Origin of the sequence: Enterobacter sp. HG048, from assembly GCF_024702055.1 — a bacterium.
Taxonomy (GTDB): domain Bacteria; phylum Pseudomonadota; class Gammaproteobacteria; order Enterobacterales; family Enterobacteriaceae; genus Enterobacter; species Enterobacter dykesii.
The window spans coordinates 17,841-40,423 of the sequence record NZ_JANLIZ010000003.1 but is presented as its reverse complement, the minus strand read 5'-3'; the positions used below and the strand labels follow the sequence as shown (position 1 = coordinate 40,423).

22 protein-coding genes are annotated in these 22,583 nt (G+C 57.0%); 9 read left to right on the top strand and 13 right to left on the bottom strand.

Annotation, left to right across the window (positions count from 1 at the left end):
* Positions 1–16 precede the first annotated feature (16 nt).
* Positions 17–1,708, top strand: a complete 1,692-nt coding sequence (locus NUX24_RS05685) for a methyl-accepting chemotaxis protein (RefSeq protein ID WP_257830199.1) — start codon at positions 17–19, stop codon at positions 1,706–1,708.
* Positions 1,709–1,756: 48 nt separating this feature from the next.
* Here the strand turns inward: NUX24_RS05685 and NUX24_RS05680 are convergent, their stop codons facing one another.
* From NUX24_RS05680 to NUX24_RS05665, 4 genes are all read right to left on the bottom strand, one after another.
* Complete coding sequence (locus tag NUX24_RS05680) at positions 1,757–4,138, bottom strand: glucose/quinate/shikimate family membrane-bound PQQ-dependent dehydrogenase (RefSeq protein ID WP_257830198.1); 2,382 nt, start codon at positions 4,136–4,138, stop codon at positions 1,757–1,759.
* Positions 4,139–4,394: 256 nt separating this feature from the next.
* Entirely contained in the window at positions 4,395–5,318 is a 924-nt protein-coding gene (locus NUX24_RS05675) for a LysR substrate-binding domain-containing protein (protein WP_033145495.1), read from the bottom strand.
* Positions 5,319–5,499: 181 nt separating this feature from the next.
* Positions 5,500–6,384 (bottom strand): SDR family oxidoreductase, encoded by an 885-nt coding sequence (locus NUX24_RS05670; RefSeq protein ID WP_047651249.1) that lies wholly within the window; start codon positions 6,382–6,384, stop codon positions 5,500–5,502.
* Between the two features lie 64 nt (positions 6,385–6,448).
* On the bottom strand, positions 6,449–6,838 hold the full coding sequence (locus NUX24_RS05665) for a YdeI family stress tolerance OB fold protein (protein WP_257830195.1): 390 nt from the start codon (positions 6,836–6,838) through the stop codon (positions 6,449–6,451).
* A 138-nt stretch (positions 6,839–6,976) separates the two neighbouring features.
* Here NUX24_RS05665 and NUX24_RS05660 point away from each other — a divergent pair, with 138 nt between their 5' ends.
* From NUX24_RS05660 to NUX24_RS05645, 4 genes are read left to right on the top strand one after another with little or no spacing between them, the layout of a single operon-like run.
* Positions 6,977–7,480, top strand: coding sequence for a hypothetical protein (locus NUX24_RS05660; RefSeq protein ID WP_257830194.1), 504 nt, complete (start codon positions 6,977–6,979; stop codon positions 7,478–7,480).
* A 9-nt stretch (positions 7,481–7,489) separates the two neighbouring features.
* Positions 7,490–7,936, top strand: coding sequence for a DUF421 domain-containing protein (locus NUX24_RS05655; protein ID WP_126328493.1), 447 nt, complete (start codon positions 7,490–7,492; stop codon positions 7,934–7,936).
* Between the two features lie 11 nt (positions 7,937–7,947).
* Positions 7,948–8,466, top strand: coding sequence for a 2-oxo-tetronate isomerase (locus NUX24_RS05650; RefSeq protein WP_032657136.1), 519 nt, complete (start codon positions 7,948–7,950; stop codon positions 8,464–8,466).
* A gap of 17 nt (positions 8,467–8,483) precedes the next feature.
* Positions 8,484–9,470 carry an SDR family oxidoreductase gene (locus NUX24_RS05645; RefSeq protein ID WP_126328494.1) on the top strand — a complete coding sequence of 329 codons (987 nt, stop codon included), beginning with the start codon at positions 8,484–8,486 and terminating at the stop codon, positions 9,468–9,470.
* Here the strand turns inward: NUX24_RS05645 and NUX24_RS05640 are convergent, their stop codons facing one another.
* The 8 genes from NUX24_RS05640 to NUX24_RS05605 form a co-directional block, all read right to left on the bottom strand.
* Entirely contained in the window at positions 9,471–11,096 is a 1,626-nt protein-coding gene (locus NUX24_RS05640) for an alpha-amylase family protein (protein ID WP_257830193.1), read from the bottom strand.
* Positions 11,097–11,104: 8 nt separating this feature from the next.
* Positions 11,105–12,115 carry a cytochrome d ubiquinol oxidase subunit II gene (cydB, locus tag NUX24_RS05635; protein WP_047651255.1) on the bottom strand — a complete coding sequence of 337 codons (1,011 nt, stop codon included), beginning with the start codon at positions 12,113–12,115 and terminating at the stop codon, positions 11,105–11,107.
* Positions 12,115–13,518: a cytochrome ubiquinol oxidase subunit I gene (locus NUX24_RS05630; RefSeq protein WP_047651256.1), complete on the bottom strand. Its 1,404-nt coding sequence runs from the start codon at positions 13,516–13,518 to the stop codon at positions 12,115–12,117. The genes cydB and NUX24_RS05630 overlap by 1 nt, the downstream gene beginning before the upstream one ends.
* A gap of 68 nt (positions 13,519–13,586) precedes the next feature.
* Entirely contained in the window at positions 13,587–14,459 is an 873-nt protein-coding gene (locus NUX24_RS05625) for a manganese catalase family protein (RefSeq protein WP_008502274.1), read from the bottom strand.
* Between the two features lie 15 nt (positions 14,460–14,474).
* Complete coding sequence (locus tag NUX24_RS05620; protein ID WP_014883791.1) at positions 14,475–14,981, bottom strand: ferritin-like domain-containing protein; 507 nt, start codon at positions 14,979–14,981, stop codon at positions 14,475–14,477.
* Between the two features lie 25 nt (positions 14,982–15,006).
* Positions 15,007–15,210, bottom strand: coding sequence for a hypothetical protein (locus tag NUX24_RS05615; protein ID WP_008502273.1), 204 nt, complete (start codon positions 15,208–15,210; stop codon positions 15,007–15,009).
* Between the two features lie 22 nt (positions 15,211–15,232).
* Entirely contained in the window at positions 15,233–15,727 is a 495-nt protein-coding gene (locus tag NUX24_RS05610; RefSeq protein ID WP_008502272.1) for a ferritin-like domain-containing protein, read from the bottom strand.
* A 94-nt stretch (positions 15,728–15,821) separates the two neighbouring features.
* Positions 15,822–16,007, bottom strand: coding sequence for a general stress protein (locus NUX24_RS05605; RefSeq protein WP_004150795.1), 186 nt, complete (start codon positions 16,005–16,007; stop codon positions 15,822–15,824).
* Positions 16,008–16,535: 528 nt separating this feature from the next.
* Between NUX24_RS05605 and NUX24_RS05600 the strand changes: the two genes are divergently transcribed.
* Entirely contained in the window at positions 16,536–17,879 is a 1,344-nt protein-coding gene (locus NUX24_RS05600; protein WP_257830192.1) for a VOC family protein, read from the top strand.
* Positions 17,880–17,922: 43 nt separating this feature from the next.
* Positions 17,923–19,428, top strand: coding sequence for a carboxylesterase/lipase family protein (locus NUX24_RS05595; RefSeq protein ID WP_257830191.1), 1,506 nt, complete (start codon positions 17,923–17,925; stop codon positions 19,426–19,428).
* Here NUX24_RS05595 and NUX24_RS05590 read toward each other — a convergent pair.
* Positions 19,415–20,257, bottom strand: coding sequence for a LysR family transcriptional regulator (locus tag NUX24_RS05590; RefSeq protein ID WP_257830190.1), 843 nt, complete (start codon positions 20,255–20,257; stop codon positions 19,415–19,417). The two genes, NUX24_RS05595 and NUX24_RS05590, sit on opposite strands and share 14 nt — an antisense overlap.
* A gap of 115 nt (positions 20,258–20,372) precedes the next feature.
* On the opposite strand from NUX24_RS05590, the gene NUX24_RS05585 reads away from it, so the two are divergent.
* Positions 20,373–21,542: a pyridoxal phosphate-dependent aminotransferase gene (locus NUX24_RS05585; protein WP_047651261.1), complete on the top strand. Its 1,170-nt coding sequence runs from the start codon at positions 20,373–20,375 to the stop codon at positions 21,540–21,542.
* Between the two features lie 10 nt (positions 21,543–21,552).
* A complete protein-coding gene (locus tag NUX24_RS05580) occupies positions 21,553–22,326 on the top strand; it encodes a transporter substrate-binding domain-containing protein (protein ID WP_025756391.1) in 774 nt (257 codons plus the stop codon).
* Positions 22,327–22,583: the final 257 nt, after the last annotated feature.

The window sequence follows — 22,583 nt, the reverse complement described above, 5'->3', positions numbered from 1 at the left end:
AAGAGAGTCGACGGTCATGGACAACACTACTTCGATGCTGGCGCAGCGCAAGCTGGGCTTCTTGCATCACATCAGGCTGGTTCCGCTGTTTTCCTCCATTCTCGGTGGCATTATTCTTCTGTTTGCCTTGAGCTCGGGTCTGGCGGGGTATTTCCTGCTGCAGGCCGATAACGATCAGCAGGATGTCACATCCGAAATTCAGGTGCGTATGGGGCTGTCGAACAGCTCAAACCATCTGCGAACCGCACGTATCAATCTGATCCACGCCGGTGCGGCAAGCCGTATCGCGGAGATGGATGCGATGAAGCAGAACATCAGCGAGGCGGAAAAGCGCATTAAGCAGTCCCAGGATAGCTTTACCGCCTATATGAACCGTACGGTGCGCACCTCTTCAGACGAAGCGCTGGACGCTGATCTGAAAGCACGCTACGACGCCTATATCTCGGGCATGCAGCCGATGTTGAAATTCGCCAAAAACGGCATGTTCGAAGCGATTATCAACCACGAAAACGAAACGGCGCGCCCGCTGGATGATGCTTACAACGCCGTGCTGCTGAAGGCGATTAAGATCCGTACCGACCGTGCCAATGCGCTGACGGCGCAGGCGCACAGCCGCACGCAGCTGGGCCTGATGTTTATGGTGGGCGCGTTTGCGCTGGCGCTGGTACTGACGGCCATGACCTTTGTCGTGCTGCGCCGCACGGTAATCAATCCTTTGCAGCGGGCAGCGAAACGTATCGAGAATATCGCCAAAGGCGACCTGACGATGCCGGACGATGTGGCCGGGCGCAGCGAAATTGGCCGCCTGACGCGCGATCTGCAAACCATGCAGCACTCGCTGGAAAACACGGTGGGCACCGTACGTCAGGGGGCGGAGGAGATCTATCGCGGCACCAGCGAGATTTCTGCCGGTAACACCGATCTCTCTTCACGTACCGAGCAGCAGGCCGCAGCCATTGAGCAAACCGCCGCAAGCATGGAACAGTTGACCGCGACGGTGAAGCAGAACGCCGATAACGCCCATCATGCCAGCAAGCTGGCTGAAGATGCGTCAGGTAAAGCCAGCCGCGGCGGCCAGATGGTCTCCGGCGTGGTTAAAACCATGGGCAATATCTCCAGCAGCTCGAAGAAAATCTCGGAGATTACCGCCGTCATCAACAGCATTGCCTTCCAGACCAATATCCTGGCGCTTAACGCGGCGGTAGAAGCGGCGCGGGCGGGCGAGCAGGGGCGAGGGTTTGCCGTGGTGGCAAGCGAAGTCCGAACCCTTGCAAGCCGCAGTGCGAATGCCGCAAAAGAGATCGAAAGCCTGATCAACGAATCGGTCTCGCTGATCGACCAGGGTTCCGGTGAAGTTGTCGCCGCCGGTAACACCATGAATGAAATCGTCGACGCGGTTAAACGCGTGACCGACATCATGCTGGAGATTGCCGCAGCGTCCGACGAGCAGAGCCGCGGTATCGTGCAGGTGAGCCAGGCGATTTCTGAGATGGATAAAGTGACCCAGCAGAACGCCTCGCTGGTGGAAGAAGCTTCCGCGGCGGCGGCGTCACTGGAAGAACAGGGGGCGCGTCTGACCGAGGCGGTTGGGGCGTTTCGGTTGAGCAGTGTAAAGCCGGGCCGCGCGGCGTCGTCTGCGCCGTTAGCGAAGAGCGCTCCGCTACGCCCGGCGGCGACGGTTTCCGGGGATAACTGGGAAACGTTCTGAGTTGCGCCACCAGATAAAAAAGGGACCTTTCGGTCCCTTTTTCACATCTTATTTCTTATCGGGCAACGCGTACGCGATAACGTAATCACCCCGATCCGGCGACTGTCGAGCGCCCCCGGCGTTGATGATGATGTACTGCTTACCGGTTTTCGGCGATACGTAGGTCATCGGGCCGGACTGGCTGCCGACCGGCAGGCGGTCTTTCCAGATCTCTTTCCCGGTGGCAGTATCAAACGCGCGCAGGTAGAAATCCTGCGTGCCGGCGAAGAACAGCAGGCCGGACTGGGTAGAGAGTGATGCGCCCAGGGTCGGCATACCGATTGGGATTGGCATGTGCATGCGAATGCCCAGCGGGCCGGTATCTTCCACCGTGCCGACAGGGACCTGCCAGACCAGCTTGCCGGTTTTCAGGTCAACGGCCGACATGGTGCCGAACGGCGGCTTCTGGCATGGAATGCCCAGCGGCGACAGGAAGCGTTCGCGCATCGCGCCGAACGGCGTGCCGTCCATCGGGACGATACCCATCTCGATGCCGCTGGCGTTTTTCGCCACGTTCGCGCGCGGCACCATGTAGTTTGCAAGACCCAGGCGCATATCGTTGACGAACATCAGGCTGTTGTTCGGGTCAACGGAGACGCTGCCCCAGTTCATCCCGCCGAGTGAGCCGGGGAACTGCAGGGAACGGTCGAGACCCGGCGGGGTGAAGACGCCCTGATGACGCATCTCTTTAAACTGAATGCGGCACAGCAGCAGGTCGACAGGCGTCGCGCCCCACATGTCGGATTCGGTCAGCGTCTGGTTGCCAATCATCGGCATGCCAACGGAATACGGCTGGGTCGGCGAGTAGCGTTCACCTTCAACGTTACCCGCCGGGACAGGACGTTCTTCTACCTTCGCCACCGGCTTGCCGGTTTCGCGGTTAAGCATGAAGATCATGCCCTGCTTGCTGGTCTGCACCAGCACAGGCGTGGTGCCGCCCTTACCGTCGGGCAGGTCGTACAGCAGCGGCTGGGAAGGCAGGTCAAAGTCCCACAGGTCGTGATGGGTCGTCTGGAAATGCCAGCGCACCTGACCGGTCGTCACGTCGACGGCGACGATGGAGGAACTGTACTTATCGTCCAGCGCGGTTCGTTCGCCCGCCCAGAAGTCCGGGGTGGCGTTGCCGGTTGGCAGGTAGATCAGGTTCAGCTTAGCGTCGTAAGACATCGCGGACCAGACGTTCGGCGTACCGCGCGTGTAGGTCTGGCCTTCCGGCGGCAGGCCGGTCAGGTTCGGATTACCCGGATCCCACGCCCAGGCCAGCTTACCGGTGTGAACGTCGTAGGCGCGCACTACGCCCGGCGGTTCGCCGGTGGAGTAGTTATCCGCGACGCGACCGCCGACGACAACCACATTGCCTGCAACCAGCGGCGTGGAGGTCTGCTGATAATATCCGGGCTTGATCTCGCCCATGCCGACGCTGAGATCCACCGTGCCATGGTCGCCGAAGTCTTCGCAGACCTTGCCGGTATCCGCGTTGATGGCAATCAGGCGGGCGTCGGTGGTCGGCAGGAACAGGCGGCGAGGGCATGCCGCAATCGGTGTTTCTGCCTGTGACGTTGTCACGCTGGAATGGTCTTCAAAATAGCCCAGACCGCGGCAGCGCTGCCAGTTAGGCGCCGTGGCTTTGGAATCGTAGCGCCATTTTTCCTTGCCGGAATCCACGTCCAGCGCCAGTACTTTACTGTATGGAGTACAGACGTACAGCGTGTCGCCAATCTGCAATGGCGTGTTCTGATCTTCCGCGCCCGAGCCGTTGCTCTGCGGAATATCGCCGGTGTGCGCAACCCAGGCGACCTTCAGGTCGCTGACGTTTTGCTTGTTAATCTGGTCCAGCGCGGCGAAACGGTCGCCGTGGGTGGTATTGCCCCAGTGCGCCCAGTTCTTTTGCTGCTCGCCGGGGGCGACGGGTTTCACCGGAACGGGCTCGTTCGCTGCCACGAGGGTCTGCGGCTTAAACATCCAGCCCAGGCTGACCAGCATCGCTACCGCGAGCACGGCCGCGACGCCAAAAGCGGGAGCCTTGTTCGCGGCGCTGTGGTTTGCCGCGCGCAGGAAAGGCCAGACGATGGCGCAGAGGAAGGCCAGTACGGCAAAGGTAAACAGGCGGGAGAAGAGCGGCCAGAAATCCCAGCCCGCATCGCTTACCGCCCAGAACAGCGAGGCAATAAACGCGATGCCGTAAAGCACGATCCCGCTGGTGCGGTTGAGGAAAATCAGGATCGCGGCAATCACCATTACCACGCCCATTATCAGGAAGTATCCACTTCCGCCTACGGTGACGAGCTTAAAGCCCAGCCCGCCGACCGCCAGACCGATGAGCAACATCAGTCCGGCAAGAAGCCACTGCAGGATACGCGGTATCCCACGTGGCGCGCTGCCAAATGCCATTTCTGTCTCCTTAAGATCCCCCCGTCGTGCTGGGTGTGTACCAGTTGGGTAATAAATGCGGAGGGAAGAATGATTAATACGGGTGAATTCGGGGTTGTAAAATTATTTACGAACCATTTGGTGAATTCGTCGCTATGATAAAACTGTTAAAATGTTTTGCGCAATTGTTAATGAATGATTTCGCATTAATTGATTAGGGCGCAGGACAATGCCCTCGCCCCGCTGGGGAGAGGGTTAGGGTGAGAAGAGAAAGGTGTCAGACCGGCATTGATTTACGGATAGCGCTCAGCAGCGTCTGCGCGCCCGTTGAAAGCGGCGTGTCTACGCGGGTCAAAATGCCGATAGGTTCACCGGGGCCAGGGGAGGTAATCGGCAGGGCGATCAGCGTTCCCTGGCGTAAATCATCTTTCACCGCGCCGGAGGGAACGAACCAGACGTAGTCATAATCCAGCGTAAGCTGGCGCGAAAGCGAGGCCGACAGCGTTTCGATACATCCTGAGGGCAGCGTACACCCCTGCATTTGCAGCAAGGTTTCGGCGGTCTGGCGGGGAACGGTCCCTTTCGGGCAAACCACCACCGGCCATTCCATCACGCGGCTTAACGTGACCGTGTCCTGCAGCAGAGGGTGATCGGGACGAACCACCAGCTTCAGGGACTCCAGGAACAGCAGTTCATAGTTGAGGCCACCCATCAGCTCAGGGTCGGACATGCGACCGATACCGAGATCCAGTTCGCCCGATTTTAGCCCCGCGAGAAGCATGGTGTTATTCATGGTGGCGACCTGAATCGTGGTATGCCGCTGCTGCTTGTGGAACTGGCCGATAACGGGCGGAAGGATGCCCAGCGCCGCGGTAGGCAAAGCACCCACGCGCACCACCTCACTGGATTGCTCTTCTTTTCGGTGCAGGGACTGGCCTGCGGTATTGAGTGCATCCAGCACTTTCACGGCGTGCGTGAGGAACTGTTCACCCACGATGGTAAGCTGCGCCCCCAGCCGGCCGCGGTCAAAAAGACGGGCACCGGTCAGCTGTTCCAGCTCGTTGAGAGTTTTTGAGAGCGCAGGCTGGCTCAGGTTGAGAGTTTCAGCCGCACGCCCCAGCGTTCCCTGTTGAGCGACGGCCACAAATGTATGCAAATGGCGCAAGCGTATGCGCTGACTGAACAGACCATTTTTTTCCATAGGCGATGTTAAAAACAGAGCGATGCGGGTGACAAGTTAAGTTGTTTAATTTTGATAACCTGATAGCAAAATATTTTTAACATTTGATCTGTTTGAGTTACAACATGTTTTTTGGCAGGGGAATAAAAGCGAACATCCTTGTTCATTTATTGCTCATTGCGGAGGGGTATCGTTTACCGGTTTAGATCACGCCGTCACCGCCATCGGAACACCACACCTGGCCGGACGTAAATGAACATTCATCTGAGGCCAGCGTGACGTACAGCGGGGCAATCTCGACGGGCTGGCCCGGACGTCCCAGCGGGGTGTCTCCCCCGAACTCCTTCACTTTTTCCATCGGCTGCCCGCCGCTGGATTGCAGAACCGTCCAGTAAGGGCCAGGAGCAACCGCGTTGACGCGAATGCCTTTCGGACCCAGCTGTTTGGCTAAGGATTTGGTAAACACCGCCAGACAGGCTTTCGTCTGGGCGTAGTCCAGCAGCACGGGGCTGGGCTTCACCGCCTGAACGGAGGAGGTATTAATGATAACGGACGACGCTTTCAGGTGGCGCAGCGCCGCTTTGGTGATCCAGAAAGGGGCGTAAACGTTGGTTTTAAACGTTGCGTCAAAATCTTCCGTGGTCAGTTCCTCAAGCGATTCACGGAACTGCTGACGGCCGGCGTTGTTGACCAGAATGTCCAGCCCGCCCAGCTTCGAGACGGCTTCTTCAACCAGATTTTTGCAGAAGGTTTCGTCCCGGACGTCCCCCGGCAGCGCGACGGCCTTGCGACCTTCCGCTTCGATCAGGTCGATGACCTCAGCGGCGTCTTTTTCCTCTTCGGGCAGGTAGTTAATGGCAACGTCAGCGCCTTCACGCGCATAGGCGATAGCGACCGCGCGCCCAATACCGGAGTCTCCGCCGGTAATCAGCGCTTTTTTGCCGGCAAGGCGACCATGCCCTTTATAGCTTTGTTCCCCGTGGTCGGGTACGGGCTGCATTTCAGATGCCAGTCCCGGCGGCGTTTGCGGCTGTTCCGGGAACGGGGGCTGCGGGTAAGCGTTCGTACGTTGTTTAGTATCACTCATAGCTGACTCCTTAAGCCAAGGGGTGAGATTTGATGGATAACTGCAGCGTTAACGCTTCGCTGAATTATTTCTGCAAACGATCAACACGGACGACGGCAGGAGATGATTTTTTATCAAGCGAACCGTTGATACTGATCATCTGGTCGGGTTTTACCGTTCTGCCGTCGAAAACTGCCTGGGAAATAATAACGTCGATTTTTCCGGTTTTATCCTGAAATACAAACTTATCGCCGTTACCGTCAATAAGATTACCGCGTAATGAAATTGTCGCACCATCGTGCAATTCTTTTGCCTGTTTGATGGTCATAATACGCGCATCGTCTGTTCCGCGATATCCGCTATCAAGCGCGTGGGGAGGTGGTGGCGCTTCACCTTTTTGTAAACCCCCGTTATTATCTGCCCATGCGGACGGAACCAGAAATATCAATAAAGCGGAAATAAGTGATAATTTCATCCGATATCCTTCATTTTGCGTGTCTTGACTTATTAAGTATTGTTGCTATTCCTTTATGTGGCAAATGTGATAAGTCCTAAAAACATTCGCGTTAGAAATCAAAATTATCGGATAATAAGCGAAACGGTGACGATGGCCATGAAGCGTGAAAATGAAAAGTTACCCGGGATAGATGAGAGTTACCGTTTGCTGACGTTTGAATACGCGTTTCGTCAGGTGGGTTTTATTGTTCTGCTGGGTATTATCGTTGCGGCGATTGCCGGTCTGTTTTCCAGTGGAATGGTCAGCGACACGGTCAAAACGAATTCCGCTAAATCACTGACCATAGACTATGAACGCTTTGGACGACGGGAGACAGAGACGCGGATGGCTCTCGCGTTTCCGGTGCAGACCGAGGGGAAGTATGTCCTTAGTATGACCAGCGAGAGCAGCGATGCGTATGAGCCCGGCAGCGTCTGGCCGCAGCCGGACGCTATGTTCAGCCGCGGGAAGACCCTCTTTTTTGTCTATAACAACCTGAAAAAATCCGACAGCTTCTCCGTGTTACTGTTCACGACACCTTCCAGAGCCGGTAAATGGAACACCGTCATCCGCGTCAACAGCGAGTCGGAGATTAACATCTGGCAATTCATTTACCCCTAGGAGGCTGATATGGATATGGTCTTTCGCGCGCTGGCTATTTATCTGTTCCTCGTGGTGGTATTTAAAGTGGCCGGGCGTCGCGCGCTGCTGCAGATGACCAGCTTCGATCTCATCCTGCTCCTGATAATTAGTGAAGCCACGCAGCAGGCGCTTCTTGGACAGGATTTTTCCGTTACCGGTGCGATGATTACTATTACCACGTTGGTGGTAGTGGATATAATATTTGGGTTGATGAAAAAATATTTTTCCCCTGTGGAGAATATTCTGGATGGTACGCCGGTGATTTTGGTCGAGAACGGGGTGCCGTTAGCCGATAAGCTGAAAAAAGTCGACGTATCCTGTGATGATATTCTGGTGTCAGCGCGTCAAAATAATGGGCTTACAGAAATGAGTGAAATTAAATATGCCATACTTGAGCGCAATGGACATATTTCAATCATTCCTTTCGAGAAATAAGAGGCGGTAAGATGAGCAATCTTTTCCACGACAGTAATAATACCGTGGGTGAACTGACAAAAAAGCTGGCGAGCAAATTAACCGATCTCGGGCTTCGCTTAACCACCGCGGAATCCTGCACGGGCGGCAAGCTCTCGGTAGCGCTTTGCGCAGAGGAAAACACCGCCGAATTTTATGATGTCGGCCTGGTCGTGTTCAGCGATGAAGCCAAAGCGCGGATCCTCGGCGTGCGTCCTGAGACGCTTGAGCGGTTTACGGCCGTGAGCGAGCAGACGGTAACCGAAATGGCCGCCAGTATCCGCGACATCGCCCAGGCCGATATCAGCATCGCCATCAGCGGCTACGCGGGCCCGGAAGGGGGCGACGACGGCACGGCGGCGGGGACGGTCTGCTTCGCGTGGAACATACGCGGCGAGACGAAGACCCGCACCGTGCTTTTCTCCGGTGACTGTCAGGATGTGGTCGAAAAAGCGGTGCATTACTCGCTGGCTGAACTGGTGACAACATTGTCGGACGGGAATAACGGATAAACTCACGTGGAGGTTCTATGGCTGTCATAGTGATTACCGGCGGGACGGCGGGCGTGGGAAAAGCCACGGCGCTGCACTTCGCAAAGGCAGGTTACGACGTGGGGCTCATCGCCCGCGATGAAGCCAGCCTGCACTCGACTCAGGAGGAGCTACGGCGCTTTGGCGTTAATGCCCACGCCGTGCAGGCGGACGTCGCCGACAGCCAGGCGGTGGTGGATGCCGCTAACGAAATTGAGTATCGCCTCGGCGCGATTGATGTCTGGGTGAACAACGCGATGGGGGCCGTTCTGGCGCCGTTTCGCACCCTCACGCCGGACGAGTTTCGGCGCGTGACTGAGGTGACGTACCTCGGCTACGTGAACGGCACTCGCGCCGCGCTTGAGCTTATGGTTCCGCGCGACAGGGGGGTGATTATCCAGGTGGGGTCCGCGCTGGCCTACCGTTCCATTCCGCTGCAGTCAGCCTACTGCGGGGCAAAGGCGGCGATCCGCGGGTTTACCGATGCGGTGCGTACCGAGCTGATGCATGAGAACAGCCGGGTTCAGCTTTCGATGGTCCAGATGCCGGGGCTCAATACCCCGCAGTTCGAATGGGCGAGGAACAAGTTCGCCTGGGCGATGCGCCCGGTGCCGCCGGTGTTCGAGCCTGAGGTGGCCGCCAGCGCCATCTTCAGAGTGGCGCAAAAACCGGTGCGCGAGCTGTGGGTTGGCAGCAGCACCATCCAGTCCATCGTCGGGCAATTTTTCTTCCCCGGTTTTCTTGACCGGCTGATGGTAAAAAAGGCCTGGGAAGGCCAAATGACCGACGATCTCAACGCGCCGGATCGCCGGGACTACCTCGACCAGCCGGTTAACGATCTGCATAAAATCCATGGCCGCTTTACTGACGAGGCAAAAACCCGCGCGCCATCCGTCACCTCCGGCATGCCGGGTAAGGTAGCGCTGGGCGCCCTCGCGGTGGCGGGGGTAGTGCTGACGCGTCTGATAACCCGCCGGAAACCGTAGTCAGCGCAGCGCGCTACGGTGCGTCCAGAACCAGCGGTAGCCGTAGCCGCCAAGACTGAGCTGAACGGTTTTACCGCAAATCAGCGCGTCATCGTAGCGCTTGTCCGCGAGACAGGCGGTCCAGATGGCGTTGCGGATCCCTTTGGCCGTGAACTGCACCGGCTGGTCGCTGAAGTTAACGAAGGTCAGGATGCTGCGCTCGTCGGTTTCGTAATAGAGCCCCAGCACCGCGTCATCATCGATTGTGATAAGCCGAAAGGGCGCAACGGCTATTTCGGGGAACTCCGAGCGGGTAGTGGCAATATCAATGATCCGATGCAGGAGCGAGTTGCGGTGAAGCAGCGAATCGGCGACGTTGACTTTCTGATAGCGGTAAGGGCCGCGGTCGATAATCGGCGCGATAAATTTTTCAGGGTCTGCCGCAGAGAAACCGCCTCCCTGTGACCCCGCCCACTGCATCGGGGTACGGACGGCGTAGCGCTCCTCCAGATCCAGGTCGTCACCCATGCCTATCTCGTCGCCGTAGCGCATCACCGGGACACCCGGCAGGGAAAACAGCACCGCGTGGCAGAACGCCAGCCGCTTCCGATCGCCGTTGAGCATCGGCGCCAGGCGGCGGCGGATCCCGCGCTGATAGACGTTCATCTCCTCATCAGGGGCGAAGGTATCGAGGACAAACTGTTTATCTTTCTGACTGATGCCTTCCAGATCCAGCTCGTCGTGATTGCGCAGCCAGTTGGCAAAACAGCAGGAGTCAGGCGGGACGATCATCTTCTTCACCGCATTGCGCAGCGGGCGGGCGCTTTTGCGGGCCAGGCTGACGTAGAAATACTTGTTGATCCAGAAGTTGAGCACCAGATTCAGGCGGTCATTATTGCCGAAGTAGTCTTTATAGGCCTCAACGTCTACGTCCACTTCACCCAGCAGGATCGCGTCCGGATTGCGCTGTTCGATAAGACGCCGCATATGTTCGAGGATCCACAGCCCTTTTTTTTCGTCACCGTCGCCTGCCTGCGTGGTGAGATGGGAGGCAGCATCGAGGCGAAATCCCGATACGCCCAGCTTGAGCCAGAAGAGGATGATGTTTTCAATCTCTTTAAGCACCGCGGGCGAGGTGAGGTTCAGATCCGGCTCGTGGCGATAAAACATGTGCCGGTAGTATTGTCCCGCCTCATTGTCCCAGGTCCAGATGCTCTTTTCCACGCCGGGAAACATGGGGGGCGTATCGTCCTCGTCGTTATCCGACCAGAGGTAATAATCACGATAGGGTGACGCCGGGTTGCGGCGTGCCTGCTGGAACCAGGGATGCGCGTCCGACGTGTGCTGGATCAGCAGCTCGATAATGACCTGCATGCCAAGCTCACGGGCCTGCTCGATAAAGGCAATGATATCGGCCAGCTTTCCGAAGCGGGGGTCCACCTGGAGGTGGTCGCTAACGTCGTAGCCTTCATCGAGAAAAGGCGTGAGGTAAAACGGGGTGATCCAGATGACCGTCGCCCCCATGCGGCGAATATAGCGTAGCTTAGACGCTATCCCGGCGATGTCCCCACAGCCATCGCCGTTCAAATCATAAAATAGCGCGGTATCAATCTGATAAATAATGGCTCGTGTATGCCAGTCCGTCATAGCATTCCTCAGTGATAGCCTTCAGTATCCGACACTTTGCCGCGGAAGACGTAGTAGCTCCAGGCGGTGTACACCAGGATCACCGGAATAATCAGCAACGTGCCTACCAGCATGAACAGCTGGCTGGCGGGCGGGGCCGCGGCTTCCCACAGGGTGATGTGCGGCGGAATAATGTTTGGCCAGAGGCTGATACCCAGGCCGCTAAACCCGAGGAAAATAAGCCCCAGCGTCAGCAGGAAGGGGCGCGCGTGGCTGGCCGGGTTGCGGGTCAGTCGCCATATCAGCACGCTGAACAGCCCGACCAGCAGCGGAACCGGCAGGAACCAGAAGAAGTTGGGCAGGGTAAACCAGCGCTCGGCCACGTACTGCCAGCCGAGCGGCGTCCAGATGCTCACCACAGCGATGACGACCATCAGTGCCAGCAGCACGTGGCGGGTCAGCTCGCGCATGCGGGCCTGCAGCGCGCCTTCGCTTTTCATGATGAGCCAGGTGGTGCCCAGCAGCGTGTAGGCGACGACCAGCCCGATGCCGCAGAAGAGGTTGAAGGGGGTGAGCCAGTCTAGCGCAGAGCCGACAAAACGTCGGCCTTCGACGTCAAAGCCGTTGATCACGGCCCCTACCACCACGCCCTGGCTGAAGGTGGCAAGCAGGGAGCCGCCGGCAAAGGAGTAGTCCCAGAACTTGCGGTGCGAGGGCGTGGCTTTGAAGCGGAACTCAAAGGCGACGCCGCGAAAGATGAGGCCGATCAGCATCGCGGTGAGGGGTATCGTCAGCGCATCAATAATGACCGCATAGGCCAGCGGAAACGCGCCGAAAAGGCCCGCGCCACCGAGCACCAGCCAGGTCTCGTTGCCGTCCCAGACCGGCGCCACGCTGTTGACCATCACGTCGCGCTCTTTCGCATCGCCCACGAAGTTAAACAGCAGGCCAATCCCCAGATCGAAGCCGTCCATAATGATGTACATCAGCGTGGCAAACACGATGATGGCAAACCAAATCACTGCGATATCGACGCCCATCAGATTCTCTCCTCTTCCGGAACAGACTCCGCGGCAGACAGCGGACGGGCAGGCGTGCCCGAGGTGTTTGACGTCAGCGTATCGACGGGCTGCGGACCTTTCTTAATCAGCCGGATAAGATAAACATAGCCCACGCCAAACACGGATGAGTAGACAACGAAGAACGCCAGCAGGCTGATGCTCATCTGCAGGGTGCTGTGCAGCGATACCGCGTCGATGGTGCGCAGATAGCCGTAGACCACCCACGGCTGACGGCCCACCTCGGTGGTCACCCAGCCGGCGAGCAGCGCCAGCAGCCCGGCAGGCCCCATGCAGAGGGCAAACCAGTGGAACGGACGCGAGTGGTAAAGTCGATGACGATAGCGCAGCCAGACGCTAATCAGCCCGAGGGTAATCATCAGCAGCCCCATCCCGACCATGACGCGGAACGACCAGAAAACGATGGTCGAGTTTGGCCGATCTTCTTTCGGAAAATCCTTCAGCGCCGGGACCTGCTTATCCAGACTGTGGGTCAGGATAAGGCTGCCGAGCGCGGGGATCTCAAGACCGTATTTGGTGCGCTCTTCATCCATATCCGGCAGGCCAAACAGCAGCAGCGGAGTGGCCTCGCCCGGCGGATTTTCCCAGTGCCCCTCAATGGCGGCAATTTTGGCCGGCTGATGCTCAAGCGTGTTCAGGCCGTGCATATCGCCCACGACCGCCTGGATAGGGGCGACCAGCAGCGCCATCCACATTGCCATGGAAAACATGGTGCGGACGGCGGGGGTATCGTTACCGCGCAGCAGGTGCCATGCGCCCGACGCGCCGACAAACAGCGCGCTGCTCAGAAACGCGGCGATAGCCATATGAATCAGGCGATAAGGGAAGGAGGGATTAAAGACGATCGCCAGCCAGTCCTGCGGGATAACCTGTCCGTTCTCAATAGTGAAGCCCTGCGGCGTATGCATCCAGCTGTTGGAGGCGAGGATCCAGAAGGTCGACATCAGCGTGCCGAGCGCCACCATGCAGGTTGAAAAGAAGTGCAGGCCCGGGCCGACCTTATTCCAGCCGAACATCATGACGCCAAGGAATCCGGCCTCCAGGAAGAAGGCGGTTAACACCTCATAGGTCAGAAGCGGGCCGGTGATACTGCCTGCAAACTGAGAGAACCCGCTCCAGTTAGTGCCAAACTGGTACGCCATGACCAGGCCGGAAACGACGCCCATCCCAAAGTTAACGGCAAATATCTTGAGCCAGAAGTGGTACAACGATCGCCAGACGTCGTTTTTGGTGCGCAGCCACATGCCCTCCAGCACCACCAGATAGCTGGCGAGGCCGATGGTGATCGCGGGAAAAAGGATATGGAACGAGACGGTAAAAGCGAACTGAATTCTGGCCAGATGGAACGCGTCGAGTTCGAACATGGTCCGTACCTCTGAAACGATGGGGCACGAGAATTGCCGGGCAGTTTATGGCTGCCCGGCAAAACCGATTACGGTTTAGTCTTACCGGCACCCAGCTCGGCACCGGTCAGCGGGTCAGAATGTGGATCGGACTTCGTGCGGGCAGACATCGCCTTGACCAGGGTTGCCTGTTCGGTTGTGAGCGTGACGCTTGCGCTGCCATCGCCGCCGTCAACCGCAGGCTGGGGGGACTCAACGTAATCGAAATGTTTATCGCTGTTCCAGCTTCCGCGAACCTCTCCACCTTCAGACATATTGTAGTACTTGTTGGTGAATTCCTCGATTGGCGGCAGTTTTCCCGGTGGGAAATTATTACGGATGGACTGCAGCGCCTTCTCAAAGGAGAGCTGATGCGCCGCCTCGCGCGTCATCAGAAACGCCAGCGCATCTTTTACTCCGGGATCGTCGGTCACGTTGATCAGCCGTTCATAGATGATTTTCGCTCGTGCCTCAGCTGCCACGTTTGAGCGCAGGTCCGCCGTAGGCTCGCCGATGGTATCGACGTAGGCTGCCGTCCAGGGCACGCCCGCAGAGTTAGTGAGCGGGGTGCCGCCACCGTAGAGCAGGGAGGTGATGTGGCTGTCATTGCCGTTTTCGGTCATGGACCGATACAGCTCAGCCTCGTTTTCCACCCCTTCCGCCAGAGCGCCTTTGGCGCCTTTATTCAGCATGCCGACCAAAGTACCGATGATTTCGAGGTGGCTTAGCTCCTCGGTCGCGATATCCATCAGCATATCTTTACGGCCCGGATCGTCATCGCTTAATCCTTGCGTAAAGTAGCGGCAGGCGGCAGCCAGTTCGCCCTGGGGCCCACCGAACTGTTCCAGTAAAAGGTTGGCGAGGCCAGGGTTCGGTTCGGCAACGCGAACCGTGTATTGCAGCTGTTTGACGTGTCGGAACATGGCGATTCTCCCGGGTTATTTTTTCGCTTCTACACCCGATGCGTCAGAACGCAGCAGGAACTGTTCCGTGGTCTGCGGAATATGACGAATCAGCCAGTCGGCCATTTCGCGTTCCTCAGCCAGAATCGTCTCAATCGCAGGTATCGAGGCGGTGTCGCCCGCTTTTTTGGCCGCCGCCAGCAGGGAGGTATAACAGGCAATTTCAAATTGTTCGAAAACATAGCCGCTGATCGAGCCCTTCACGATCTCATCCGACGGGAACATGCCGCCAATAGACTGCCCGAGCGCCGCCATTTTGCTCATCGAATCTTTTAAAACCGAACGAGAAATATCATTACGGTCGAGGATTTCTTCCAGCAATGTAATTTGCCGTTTTGTCTCATTAATATGCTGCTCAATTCTGGCGCGAACATCAGGATAATTATCGATACGGCTGGCCATGGATTCCAGCATAGATTCGGCTTGCTTTTCCATCGCATGGGCATCGCGTAGCCAGTCATGGTAGTGTTCTACGTGATTCATCGTTGTATCCTCATTAGGGGTTCGCTTATTTGGTCTCACTTTCAGCAGCCTGATCGGCACGCGCGGCACTGTAGCCAGATAAATGGCCGACAATATTGGCGTAAATACTGATGATAATGACCCATAGCACGCTATTCTTCCACCATATTACAGAGGGGATAGCGAGAATGAACCATATTATGGCTGCCGCTAAATGGCACCGTTTAATAGTCCTGGGACTGATGCTCATTTTATTTAACCTTTTTATTACGTCATTTCTGCGCTTTTTGGTTAATATTTCCTACGGCCAGATCGGTGAGTTTAAGGTCGGTCTCTTTTTCTTCTTCCAGCGTTTCGGCAAGAAGCTTAACGGCTTTTTTATAGCCCAGTTGTTCTGCTAATGTGGCAAGGGTACCGTAGCTGGCAATTTCGTAATGTTCGACTTTTTGCGCGGCGGCAATAAGTGCGGCATCACGTACTTCATTTTTTTCCGTGCTTTCGATGACTTCGTTGGCTTCTTCAATTAAGCCTTCCATCGCCACGCATTTCATGCGCTTAAGCTTGATACCGTCTTCCTGCTCGACGATTTGGTCGATACGTTCGATCTGACCCTGCGTCTCTTCCAGGTGCGCGGTAAAAGCGGCGCTCAGCTTCTCGCTGGACGCGGCGCGGGCAAGCTTGCTTAACGCTCGGGTAAGCTGCTTTTCTGCGCTGTAGGTATCCGACAGAAGATGAATAAAGACATCCTCGACGCTTTTCATATTCATAATAATTACGCTCCGGTAAAATAAAGAAAGGGTACTGCGAGCTTTTCAGCCCGCAGCATGCTCTCTGGTATTATTAAAAGAGTATTAAATAAGATCAGGAGTTATCAGATTTACGGCCTCCGCCGTGACTGTTCTGCCCCCCTTTCTTACCCGCTTCAGATGCGCGTTGCGGATCGTTTTTAAAGTTCCCACCGCTATGCTGGCCACCTTTACGTCCAGCTTCTGATGCTTTTTCACGGTCTTCAGCGAAATTACCGGAACCACCACGATGCTCTGCCATATTAAACCTCATAGTCATATATTGGTTATGTCAGTACGATACGAAAAATATTCCGTATCACTCGTCGTTCGAGTAATAACTCTAGTCGCTGTTCGGCATCCGTCAAATGCGTTTTGCTATTTGCGGTTGCGTTATTTTTAAATATTTGTAAATTTGCGCTTCGCTTAAAATGGAAATATGGATAGACAGGAAGGACTTGTAAACAACCATTCAGATTAATCCTAACTTAAGGCTAAAAATTTGAAAGGTGAGGATAAAAATAATGGCGTACTCGAATTGGTTAATTTGCATTCAGGAGAGAGCCAAAAAATACTCCTTTATAGCTAGAAAGCGGAACCCTAAATAATTATAAGGAAAATCCTGGATAAAAGCGTTGAGCATAAAGGGCGGTTCCGTTCGGCGCTGTTCAGGGACCCGTAGCGCACGGTTTGACCACTGTCGTCTTAAGATCACAAATCAGAAATCTTTCCCCCCGGAAGGAACGGGTTTCTCTACACTCCAGGTAATATTCACTGGAGGCATGACATCATGGCGAACACCATCACGGCTGATGACATTCGGGAACACTTTTCGCAGGCTATGTCGGCGATGTACCAGCAGGAAGTTCCGCAGTACGGCACCTTGCTCGAACTGGTTGCGGACGTAAACCTGGCGGTTCTGGAAAATAATCCACTATTACATGAACAACTGGCTAACGCCGATGAGCTTGCGCGCCTGAACGTGGAGCGTCACGGGGCGATCCGCGTCGGCACGGCACAGGAACTTTCAACCCTGCGCCGTATGTTTGCCATTATGGGCATGTACCCGGTCAGCTATTACGATCTCTCTCAGGCGGGGGTGCCTGTCCACTCTACGGCGTTTCGTCCGATAGACGACGCAGCGCTGTGCCGGAATCCGTTTCGTATCTTTACCTCGCTGCTGCGTCTTGAGCTGATTGAAAACGTCGCGCTGCGCGAACGTGCCGCGGAGATCCTCTCTCACCGGAACATCTTCACCCCCCGCTGTGTGGAACTGCTCGACCTCCACGAGTCGGAAGGGCACTTTACTGACGCACAGGCCCACGAGTTTGTGCAGGAAGCGGTGGAAACCTTCCGCTGGCACCGCCATGCGACGGTCGATCGGGAGACCTATCTGGCCCTGAGCAACGAGCATCGCCTGATTGCCGACGTGGTCTGCTTCCCGGGCTGCCATATTAACCACCTCACGCCGCGCACGCTGGATATTGACCGGGTGCAGGAGCTGATGCCGAAGTACGGTATTGAGCCAAAAATACTGATTGAAGGCCCGCCGCGTCGCGAGGTGCCCGTATTACTGCGTCAAACCAGCTTCAAGGCGCTGGAAGAGCCGGTGCTGTTTGCCGGGGAACATAAAGGAACCCACACCGCGCGCTTCGGTGAGATTGAGCAGCGCGGCGTGGCGCTGACGCAAAAAGGCCGGGAACTGTACGATAGCCTCCTCGCCCAGGCCGGTACCGGCAAAGATAACCTGACGCATCAGCTGCACCTGCGGGAGATCTTTAGCGCCTTCCCGGACAGCGAAATGCTCATGCGCCGTCAGGAGCTGGCTTATTTCCGCTACCGCCTGACGCCAGCCGGGGAAGCGCATCGGCATGCGTTTCGTCCGGGCGACGATCCTCAGCCGCTGATCGAGCGCGGATGGGTGGTTGCCCAGCCGATCACCTATGAAGATTTCCTCCCGGTCAGCGCCGCGGGGATTTTCCAGTCCAATCTCGGGAACGAAACCCAGGCCCGCAGCCACGGTAACGCCAGCCGCGATGCGTTTGAAGACGCGCTGGACTGCCCGGTGTATGACGAGTTTACGCTCTACCAGGAGGCTGAAACGCGTAGCAAACAGCGTTGCGGTTTGCTCTGAAATCGTTACTCTGCTGGGGTGTGATGGAAAAATTAAGGTCGTTATGCAAAATCCTTCCGCCCCTGTGGTTGAAACGCGCCAGGGCGCACTGTCTGGTTTAACCGATGAAAATGTCCACGTCTGGTGCGGTATTCCCTACGCCGCACCGCCCGTGGGGGAGTGGCGCTGGCGCTCGCCCCAGCCGCCTGAACCCTGGGATGGCCTGCGTGAGGCCAAGGCCTTCTCCGCCTCAAGCTGGCAAAGCAGCGAGTATTGTCAGGAGCTGGGCGGGGGCGATCCGGGCCAGTTTTCCGAAGACTGCCTCTACCTTAACGTCTGGTCTCCCGCAGAGCGGGCCGAGCCGCTCCCGGTTATGGTCTGGCTGCACGGAGGCGGGTTTACGATTGGTGCCGGGGGCCTGCCGCCGTATAACGGCAAAGCGCTGGCCACGCGCGGCGTGGTTGTGGTCACGATTAACTACCGTCTCGGCCATCTCGGCTTTTTCGCCCATCCCGCGCTGGAAGGCGAGGAAGGGCGCGTGGTGCATAATTTTGCCCTGCTGGATCAGATCGCCGCGCTCGAATGGGTGCGGGAGAATATCGCCGGGTTTGGCGGGGATCCCGCTAATGTGACCCTGTTTGGCGAATCCGCTGGCGCGCGCAGCGTGCTTTCTCTGCTGGCCTCTCCGCTGGCAGCAGGATTATTCCATAAGGCGATTGTGCAAAGCGGATACACGTTGCCTGACACGCCGCGCGAGCAGGCGCTGCAAAAAGGGGAAGCGCTGGCCGCCCATTTCGGTCTGGAAAATGCGACTGCCGGGCAGCTGCGCGCGATCCCACCCGAGGCGTTCTGGCCGCTCACCGCGCCGCTGAACGTCGCCCCGGCGCCTATCGCTGGAGACTGTGTTCTGCCGGAAGCCATGCTGGACGTCTTTTTCGCTGCCCGTCAGCATCAGGTGCCGGTGATGATTGGCTCTAACAGCGATGAAGCCAGCGTGATGGCGGTGTTTGGCATCGATCTCGCCGGACAAATTCAGAAGCTTCGCCGGGAGCGCCGCTTCGGGCTGGGGCTGATTAAGCTGCTCTATCCGGGCGTGAAGGGCGATGAAGAGCTGGGCAGACAGGTGTGCCGCGACATGGCGTTCACCACGATGGGCTATGTGGTGATGCAGGCCCAGCAGCGCGTCGGTGGACTGTGCTGGCGTTACTGGTTTGACTATGTCGCGGAAGCGGAACATGCCACCTATGTCAACGGCGCCTGGCACGGCAACGAGGTGCCCTACGTCTTCGATACGCTCGGCCAGGTGGAGCCTTCTCGTCAGTATGTCAATGAGCGGGATCTGCAGTTTGCTGCCCAGGTGGCCGATTACTGGGTGAGTTTTGCGCGTGACGCGGGTCGTCGCGACATCCTGCCCGGGCCGACGCACTGGCCCGCGTGCCGTAAAGGGCGGGACGTTCTGTTACGCATTGGCGCGAATAAACATGCAGCTTTCAGGCTTGAAAACCGCTTTATGCGCGCCCGCATGAGCCTCTTCAAGCGGGTGATGAAGCACCACGTCAGCCTCGATTAAGCAAACAGGCGCGAAACGCCGCGAGACCATTTTCCTCGCCTGGCGTTTCGCGCAGCACCAGCCGGTAGCTTGCGCCGGTTTTTATGTTTGCCTCATAGGGCCGTACCAGCCTTCCAGCGTGAACATCTTCTGCCACCAGCGTTTCGTCGGCGATGGCGACGCCGAGCCCCTGAATGGCGGCCGTAATGGCGAGATCCATCGTGTCGAAGTGTTGATTTTTGTGCATGGCAAAGCCTGGACCTTCCTGTTTCGCCAGCCACAGCGACCAGTCCGTCTTATCCCTTGTGGGGTGCAGAAACGTCAGCGATCCCAGCGCTGCTCCTGCCCGCACCGGGCTTATCACCGGGGTGAGCGCCTCGTCGAACAGCAGATCGCCTGCGCTCATGTGCGTGCCGAACACGATGGCCGCGTCGTAAGATTCGGTTTTGAAATTGACGTTGTGATCGGTGGTGGTGGTCAGCGCGATCTGCAGGTCCGGATGCTCGCGCTCCACCTCCAGCAGGCGCGGTACCAGCCAGCGCATAGCGCAGGTGGGGGCCTTCAGCCGGATCACCGTGTGCTGGCTGCGGGCCTGGTCGGCCACGGACAGCAGTTGCTCGAAAGCGGACTGCAGCTCCGGAAGCAGGGCGCTACCCTGCGGTGAGAGGCGTAGCCCGCGCGCGTGGCGTTCAAAAAGCGGAAAGCCAAACCACGCCTCAAGAGAGGCAATCTTACGGCTCACGGCCCCCTGCGTCAGACACAGTTCCGCCGCGGCATGGGTAAGATTGAGGTGACGCGCGGTGACTAAAAATGCGTCGATGGCATTAAGGGGGAGCGAACGGCGTAACATAGAAAACACCTCAGCTATGCATTTTTCTCATGGCTATTATGACAACAATTCGATTGTCCCGACAGCACAGATGTTGTTTGAATAGTTATGCAATATCCATGAGAAGGGAAAGAGGATGACTTTACGAACGCCTGTGCAAACGCGCTCCAAACTGCCGGATGTGGGAACCACCATTTTTACCGTTATCGGCCAGCTCTCGGCGCAGCATAACGCGATTAACCTTTCTCAGGGCGCACCGAATTTTTCCTGCGACCCGAAGCTGATTGCGGGCGTCACCCGCGCAATGGAGGCGGGGCACAACCAGTACGCGTCGATGACCGGCCTGCAGCCGCTCAGGGAACGTATTGCCGATAAAATTGCTACGCTCTACGGCACGCAGTATGACCCTGCCAGCGAGGTGCTGGTGACCGCCAGCGCCAGCGAAGGGCTCTATTCGGCGATTAGCGGGCTGGTACATCCGGGCGATGAGGTGATCTACTTTGAGCCGTCCTTTGACAGCTACGCGCCGATTGTTCGTCTGCAGGGGGCAACCCCGATCGCCATCAAGCTCACGGTGCCGGATTTTGCCGTCAACTGGGATGAGGTTCGCGCCGCGATCACGCCGCGCACGCGCATGATCATCATCAATACGCCGCACAACCCGAGCGGTCAGGTCTTCTCCGCCAGTGACCTGCAGCAGCTGGCGGCGCTGACGCGCAACACCGACATCATTATTTTGTCTGACGAAGTGTACGAACACGTCGTTTTTGACGGTGAGCCGCACCACGGGATGGCCACGCACCCGCAGCTGGCGGAGCGCAGCGTGATTATTTCCTCTTTCGGAAAAACCTATCACGTCACCGGATGGCGCGTGGGTTACTGTGTTGCACCGGCGGTACTGATGGACGAGATTTGTAAAGTGCATCAATTTTTAATGTTTTCTGCCGATACGCCAATGCAGCACGCGTTTGCTGAGCATATGGTCGACCCGCAAACCTGGCTATCGCTGTCTGCGTTTTACCAGCGCAAGCGCGATCTGCTGCACAGCCTGCTGGCCGATTCACCGTTTACGCTGCTGCCGAGCGCCGGATCGTTCTTCATGCTGGCGGACTACAGCCAGTTCAGCGACGAACGCGACAGCGAGCTGGTGAAACGGCTGATCGTTGAGTACGGCGTTGCCACCATTCCGCTGTCGGCGTTTTATGCGGACGGTACGGATAATAAATTGATTCGTCTCTCTTTTGCGAAAGATGAGGCGACGTTACGGGCAGGTGCCCAGGCCCTGTGTCGGGTTAAACCACGCTGAGGAGTATTAGATGAAATTACGCGCGTTAGTTGTCGGCATGGGATTGCTGTGTACTTTTTCTTCCTTCGCGGCCACCGAGCTGCGTTACGGTCTGGAAGCGGAATACCCGCCGTTTGAGAGCCGCAATGCGGCGGGCGAACTGGAAGGGTTTGACGTTGAGCTGGGGAATGCCATCTGCAAAGCGGCAGCGCTGAAGTGCAGCTGGGTTGAAACCTCCTTTGATGCGCTGATCCCGGGGCTGGTGGCGAAGAAATTTGACGCCATCAACTCGGCGATGAACATCACCGAGCAGCGCCGGAAGAGCATTGATTTTACCCAGCCGATTTACCGTATTCCGTCGCAGCTGGTCGGCAAGGCCGGCACGGCGGTTGAGGCAACGCCAGAAGGGCTGAAGGGCAAAACCATCGGCGTACTGCAGGGATCCATTCAGGAAACCTATGCCAAAGAGCACTGGGAAAAGCAGGGTGTCACCGTGGTGTCTTATAAAGATCAGAATATGGCCTGGGGCGATCTGCTGAATGGCCGTATCGACGCCTCGCTGGTCATGTCCGCGGCCGGGCAGGCAGGTTTCCTCAGCAAGCCGCAGGGGAAAGGGTTTGGCTTCATCGGCAAACCGGTGTCTGACGACACTATCCTCGGCAGTGGGATCGGTTTTGGGTTGCGTAAAGGTGACGAGGCCACCAAAAAGCAGCTTGATGCCGCGATCGATAAAGTACGTGCCGACGGCACGATCGCTAAACTCGCTGATAAGTACTTCCCGGGTATCGATGTCAGCGTAAAATAACCGCCTCATTAGCCCCGTCAGCTGATGTCCTGACGGGGCATTTTTAATACACTTCATCCTTCAAGCTGCCTCTGCGTTGGCTACGTCTGTTCACCCCAGTCACTTACTTAAGTAAGCTCCTGGGGATTCTCAGACTTGCCGCCTTGATCCAGCATGAATGATTTTGTGTATTTACTGTTTTTTACACCACTTTCGGGCCGTTCTGGTCGACAGAAAATATTTCTCACTTTGTTCATATAATCACCGGCCAACAATTG

Bases quoted from the DNA above. Each gene is read 5' to 3' on its own strand.
- NUX24_RS05685 (WP_257830199.1), top strand. From the start codon at position 17: ATGGACAACACTACTTCGATGCTGGCGCAGCGCAAGCTGGGCTTCTTG.
- NUX24_RS05680 (WP_257830198.1), bottom strand. From the start codon at position 4,138: ATGGCATTTGGCAGCGCGCCACGTGGGATACCGCGTATCCTGCAGTGG.
- NUX24_RS05675 (WP_033145495.1), bottom strand. From the start codon at position 5,318: ATGGAAAAAAATGGTCTGTTCAGTCAGCGCATACGCTTGCGCCATTTG.
- NUX24_RS05670 (WP_047651249.1), bottom strand. From the start codon at position 6,384: ATGAGTGATACTAAACAACGTACGAACGCTTACCCGCAGCCCCCGTTC.
- NUX24_RS05665 (WP_257830195.1), bottom strand. From the start codon at position 6,838: ATGAAATTATCACTTATTTCCGCTTTATTGATATTTCTGGTTCCGTCC.
- NUX24_RS05660 (WP_257830194.1), top strand. From the start codon at position 6,977: ATGAAGCGTGAAAATGAAAAGTTACCCGGGATAGATGAGAGTTACCGT.
- NUX24_RS05655 (WP_126328493.1), top strand. From the start codon at position 7,490: ATGGATATGGTCTTTCGCGCGCTGGCTATTTATCTGTTCCTCGTGGTG.
- NUX24_RS05650 (WP_032657136.1), top strand. From the start codon at position 7,948: ATGAGCAATCTTTTCCACGACAGTAATAATACCGTGGGTGAACTGACA.
- NUX24_RS05645 (WP_126328494.1), top strand. From the start codon at position 8,484: ATGGCTGTCATAGTGATTACCGGCGGGACGGCGGGCGTGGGAAAAGCC.
- NUX24_RS05640 (WP_257830193.1), bottom strand. From the start codon at position 11,096: ATGACGGACTGGCATACACGAGCCATTATTTATCAGATTGATACCGCG.
- cydB (WP_047651255.1), bottom strand. From the start codon at position 12,115: ATGGGCGTCGATATCGCAGTGATTTGGTTTGCCATCATCGTGTTTGCC.
- NUX24_RS05630 (WP_047651256.1), bottom strand. From the start codon at position 13,518: ATGTTCGAACTCGACGCGTTCCATCTGGCCAGAATTCAGTTCGCTTTT.
- NUX24_RS05625 (WP_008502274.1), bottom strand. From the start codon at position 14,459: ATGTTCCGACACGTCAAACAGCTGCAATACACGGTTCGCGTTGCCGAA.
- NUX24_RS05620 (WP_014883791.1), bottom strand. From the start codon at position 14,981: ATGAATCACGTAGAACACTACCATGACTGGCTACGCGATGCCCATGCG.
- NUX24_RS05615 (WP_008502273.1), bottom strand. From the start codon at position 15,210: ATGAGCATCAGTCCCAGGACTATTAAACGGTGCCATTTAGCGGCAGCC.
- NUX24_RS05610 (WP_008502272.1), bottom strand. From the start codon at position 15,727: ATGAATATGAAAAGCGTCGAGGATGTCTTTATTCATCTTCTGTCGGAT.
- NUX24_RS05605 (WP_004150795.1), bottom strand. From the start codon at position 16,007: ATGGCAGAGCATCGTGGTGGTTCCGGTAATTTCGCTGAAGACCGTGAA.
- NUX24_RS05600 (WP_257830192.1), top strand. From the start codon at position 16,536: ATGGCGAACACCATCACGGCTGATGACATTCGGGAACACTTTTCGCAG.
- NUX24_RS05595 (WP_257830191.1), top strand. From the start codon at position 17,923: ATGCAAAATCCTTCCGCCCCTGTGGTTGAAACGCGCCAGGGCGCACTG.
- NUX24_RS05590 (WP_257830190.1), bottom strand. From the start codon at position 20,257: ATGTTACGCCGTTCGCTCCCCCTTAATGCCATCGACGCATTTTTAGTC.
- NUX24_RS05585 (WP_047651261.1), top strand. From the start codon at position 20,373: ATGACTTTACGAACGCCTGTGCAAACGCGCTCCAAACTGCCGGATGTG.
- NUX24_RS05580 (WP_025756391.1), top strand. From the start codon at position 21,553: ATGAAATTACGCGCGTTAGTTGTCGGCATGGGATTGCTGTGTACTTTT.